General features: G+C 63.5%; 4 protein-coding genes. 1 reads left to right on the top strand and 3 read right to left on the bottom strand.

From position 1 onward, the window contains the following. The coding region (locus EN914_RS28065) for a TetR/AcrR family transcriptional regulator (protein WP_164778971.1) at window positions 1-534 on the bottom strand (534 nt) is incomplete at its 3' end. 120 nt (window positions 535-654) lie between these two features. Between EN914_RS28065 and EN914_RS28060 the strand changes: the two genes are divergently transcribed. Beyond that, window positions 655-1,878, top strand: coding sequence for an MFS transporter (locus EN914_RS28060; RefSeq protein WP_024503600.1), 1,224 nt, complete (start codon window positions 655-657; stop codon window positions 1,876-1,878). 37 nt (window positions 1,879-1,915) lie between these two features. Here EN914_RS28060 and EN914_RS28055 read toward each other — a convergent pair whose 3' ends face one another. Then, on the bottom strand, window positions 1,916-2,458 hold the full coding sequence (locus tag EN914_RS28055) for a GNAT family N-acetyltransferase (protein WP_024503599.1): 543 nt from the start codon (window positions 2,456-2,458) through the stop codon (window positions 1,916-1,918). A gap of 33 nt (window positions 2,459-2,491) precedes the next feature. After that, window positions 2,492-3,592, bottom strand: a complete 1,101-nt coding sequence (gene ribB, locus EN914_RS28050; RefSeq protein ID WP_013532799.1) for a 3,4-dihydroxy-2-butanone-4-phosphate synthase — start codon at window positions 3,590-3,592, stop codon at window positions 2,492-2,494. Between the last annotated feature and the right edge of the window lie 89 nt (window positions 3,593-3,681).

Raw genomic sequence — 3,681 nt, 5'->3', positions numbered from 1 at the left:
CGTCGCTTCGGGGTCGTCCGAATTGGCGATCCGTTGCGCTGCCTGGCTGCTCGCTCCGTTGATCAGTCGCGAGGCCGTCTCGGGGTCGAGGCTCGAGACAACGACCCCCTCCTCCTGCAGCGCGGTCAGATGGTCGGTCATTGACACGATGCACGCACTGGCATTCGGCCATTGCGCTGGATCCCCCAGCACGGCCGGGCCATCCCGGAACATGATGCGCTGGATTTCCGGCTCCAGCGCCATCTCGATATAGGTCGAGCACTCGTCGACGAAATGCTGCCAGCGGGTCGGCGCTCTCGACGCGACCTCATTGATGCGCGCCGCCATCTCGCCGTCGATCTGGGCTATGACCGCCTGCAGCAGCCCCTTCTTGTCGCCGAAATGATGATAGAGCGCGCCGCGCGTCAGCCCGGCCGAAGCGGTGAAATCATCCATCGAGGCTTCCGCATAGCCTGTTGTGCCGAAGGCATGGCGGGCCGCCGCGATCAGCTTTGCGCGCGTCTCGGCGATCATCTCCTTGCGGGGTCTGTGCATGGCTTCTGGCCCTATTCACATACGTAACGTATGCCAATTGACATACGCGGCGTATGCTCTATTTAACAATCATACGCTTCGTATGTAATTGCCGAATCGTCCTTTGTCGAGGAACCACCCATGCAAAATCCCTATGCGGAAATCTTTCGTGCCCCCGGAGCCAAGGGCTTTGCGGCCGCCGGATTCATGGCGCGCCTGCCGATCGCCATGGCGCCCATCGGCATCGTGGCGATGCTGTCGCAGACGCGTGGCGAATACTGGCTGGCCGGAGCCGTCTCGGCAACATACGCTCTGGCCAACGCTTTCGTTGCGCCGCAGATATCGAGATTGGTGGACCGCCTGGGCCAGACACAAATCGTCGTGCCCACCACCATCATCGCGGTGCTGGCTTTCGCCGTCCTGATAGCGGCGGCCAACCAGGACTGGCCGGTGTGGACGCTGTTCGTGTCGGCCCTACTGGCCGCGGCCATGCCAAGCATGCCGGCGATGGTGCGGGCGCGCTGGACAGAGATTTTCCGCGGACGGCCGCAGATGAACACCGCATTCGCCTTCGAGTCCGCGGCCGATGAACTGGTCTATATCGCCGGGGCATCGCTATCGGTCGGTCTCAGTGCTGCCCTGTTCCCGGAAGCCGGCGTTCTGGTGAGCACATTATTTCTCGCATTCGGATCAGCGGCCTTCATCCTGCAACGCTCGACGGAGCCGCAAGTGCGGCCGGTGGACCATGGCTCAAGCGGCTCGGCGATCCGCCTGCGGGCGGTTCAGATCATCACCTTCGCCCTGATCTTCATCGGCGCGACCTTCGCGACGACGGAAGTCAGCACCGTGGCGATCACCAAGGAGCTTGGCCAGCCCGGCGCCGCCAGCCTTGTCATCGGCGTTTACGCGCTGGGATCGTTCGTGCTCGGCATCATCGTCGGCGCGCTCAGCCTGAAGGCGCCGCTGCAACGCCAGTTGGCCATCGCGGTCGCCCTCGTCGCGCTCGGCACGCTGTTGCCGCTCACCGCCGACACCGTGCCACTGCTGGCGCTGACCGTGTTCATCAGCGGCGTGGCGATCTCGCCGACCTTCATCACCGCCTTCGGCCTGATCGAGCGGCATGTGCCGGAGGCGATGCTGACCGAAGGCATTACCTGGGTCATGACCGGCATCGGCATCGGCATGGCGCTCGGCTCGTTCGCGGCCGGCGCGGTGGTCGATGCGTTCGGTGCCCAGAACGGGTTCTGGGTCTCTGTGGCTTCAGGCACGATCGCGCTGGCCACGGTGCTGCTTGGCCAGCGCAGCCTTGCCACGGCTGAGTGCGAGATGGACGGATGCGAAGCAGCCGCGATTGCTGCGGAATAGTTCCGGCGCGCCCGGGCCTTAGGCCGGGCGCGCCGCTCTAGGCGGCCGGGCCTGAAATATTGACTCTTCTTGGGTGCGCCAATGCCAAAACTATCGTTGGCGCCCCGTGCAGCATCACCTCTTTTTCGAAGACGAAGCCACATTTCTCCAGCACCCGTCGCGAAGCCGGATTGGCGGGGCGGACGATGCCGACAACCCGATCGGCACGCAAGGGGCCGAACGCGGTGCGCAGTGCTTCCGTCACCAATTCCGTGGCATAGCCATGTCCCCAGCTCGCCGGATGAAGATGATAGGACAGGTTCAGACCGTCGAAATCCGCCGATACCGTGACGCCGCCGAAGCCGACCAGCTTTTCATCCGCCTCGACCGCCCAGCGGCCAAAGCCGTGCTTGTCCCAATGACCGATGTCGCGCGTCAGCCGCGCGGCGCTCTGCTGGGCTGTATCCGGGACAGGGTCCGGACGATGAGCAACAAGCTCCCGGCGCGAAAAGAGGTCGATCAGGAAATCCAGATCAGCCTCTTCTGGGCGGCGCAGCAAAAGCCGCTCGCTGCGTTGGCTGGAAGGCAGAGACGCATTCATCCGTCTTCTCCGGCAACCGGATCGGCGGGAGGCTCAGAGGATCTCGGTCTTGGCGATGTGGATGCCAAAACCTTCGAGGCCGACATAGTGGCGTTCGCGCGAGGCGATCAGGTTGATCGAGGAGATGCCGAGATCCTTGAGTATCTGGGCGCCTAGCCCGATCTCGCGCCACTCGTTTTCGCGGCGGCGCGCCTCTTCGTGATCCTCGCGGTCGCCGCTTGCCGGCCGCTTGCGCTCCTGATGCGCAACGCCGACGGAGCCTTCTCTGAGATAGACGATGACACCGCGCCTGCGCTCGCCCATTGTCTTCATGATGGCGTCGAGCCGGTGGCTGGTGCCGAAGACATCGGTCACCACATCCTCGGAATGCAGACGCACCGGCACGTCCTCGCCGTCACGAATGTCGCCGAAGACGATGGCGACGTGATGCATGGAGTCCCACGGCAGCGTGTAGGTGAAGACCTGTGCCTTGCCGCCGAGCGTGTCGATTTCCGAGCAGGCGACGCGTTCGACCAGCGTTTCCTTGCGCTGCCGGTAGGCGATGAGGTCGGCGACCGAAACCTGCTTGAGGCCATGCTCCTCGGCGAAAGCCTGCACCTGCGGACCGCGCTTGACGGTGCCGTCATCATTGACCAGCTCGGAAATGACGCCAACCGGCGGCAGGCCGGCGAGCTTGCACAGATCGACCGCTGCTTCGGTATGGCCTGAGCGCATCAGCACGCCGCCTTCGCGCGCAATCAGCGGAAAGATGTGGCCGGGCCGGACGAAATCCGAGCCACCGACATTGCCGTTGGCAAGATTGCGAACGGTCAAAGTGCGATCTTCGGCCGAGATGCCGGTCGTGGTGCCATGCTTGAAATCGACGCTGACGGTGAAAGCGGTGGTGTGGGCGGAATCGTTGTCGGCGACCATGGGGGCAAGGTTCAGCCGCTTGGCTTCTTCGCGCGGCATCGGCGTACAGACGATGCCGGAGGTGTGGCGAACGATGAACGCCATCTTTTCGGGCGTGCAGTGGACAGCGGCGACGATCAGGTCGCCCTCGTTCTCGCGCCCGTCATCATCCATGACGACGACGATCTCGCCGCGTTCGAAAGCACGCAGGGCTTCGACGATTTTCTTCTGGTCGTAAGGCATAAGTGCTCGCTTTGCTCGCAGGGGAATAAGGGAGTAGGGCAGTAAGGGAGTAGGGAAAAGCAAAAAGATTTGGCCGGCCGGGCTAAGAG

Origin of the sequence: Mesorhizobium sp. M7A.F.Ca.CA.001.08.2.1 (genome assembly GCF_003998455.1) — a bacterium.
GTDB classification, from domain to species: Bacteria; Pseudomonadota; Alphaproteobacteria; order Rhizobiales; family Rhizobiaceae; genus Mesorhizobium; species Mesorhizobium ciceri.
This window is presented reverse-complemented; position numbering and strand designations above follow the sequence as displayed.

What these genes read in the sequence shown, in the direction of transcription:
- ribB (WP_013532799.1), bottom strand. Translation starts at nt 3,592, where the DNA reads ATGCCTTACGACCAGAAGAAAATCGTCGAAGCCCTGCGTGCTTTCGAA.
- EN914_RS28055 (WP_024503599.1), bottom strand. Translation starts at nt 2,458, where the DNA reads ATGAATGCGTCTCTGCCTTCCAGCCAACGCAGCGAGCGGCTTTTGCTG.
- EN914_RS28060 (WP_024503600.1), top strand. Translation starts at nt 655, where the DNA reads ATGCAAAATCCCTATGCGGAAATCTTTCGTGCCCCCGGAGCCAAGGGC.